This is a genomic window from Pseudoalteromonas aurantia (assembly GCF_005886875.1).
Lineage (GTDB): Bacteria > Pseudomonadota > Gammaproteobacteria > Enterobacterales > Alteromonadaceae > Pseudoalteromonas > Pseudoalteromonas aurantia_A.
The window spans coordinates 1-389 of record NZ_PNBY01000264.1 but is presented as its reverse complement, the minus strand read 5'-3'; the positions used below and the strand labels follow the sequence as shown (position 1 = coordinate 389).

Below are 389 nucleotides of genomic sequence, written 5' to 3'. Positions count from 1 at the left end.
TGATTCAGTTTCACCAGGTTGAGGTGATCCATGATCAGCAGGGTCAACCGGTGTGGTTGGTGCAAGCGAATATTCCTGTGTCAGCCAGCGACTGCACTCCGGTCACTTTGAGTGTTTTTCATAATGAGCAGGGAAATCTTCAGATCAACGCGTTTGATGGTTTTTTATCCTCTGTCTCAGGGCTTGAGCCAGCAGTCTTCACAGTATTTGAAGAAACGAGTGATCAAGATCCATCGGAGCAGGAGGGGCAAACGGTTCAGCAGGAAGATGATGGATTGGGTGGAGCGAGTGGTATGGACACTGTGCAAATCAATGTGGATGATGAAAAAAAAGATTATGAAAAGCCTGGCTGGCTTTCAGAAGACTATAAGCCCTCAAAAAGAGCATTA

Annotated in this window: 1 protein-coding gene; it reads left to right on the top strand. The window is 46.3% G+C overall.

The window, feature by feature from the left end:
- Positions 1–389 (top strand): hypothetical protein (locus CWC18_RS21225; RefSeq protein ID WP_171041204.1); only part of this gene is annotated, 389 nt, incomplete at both ends.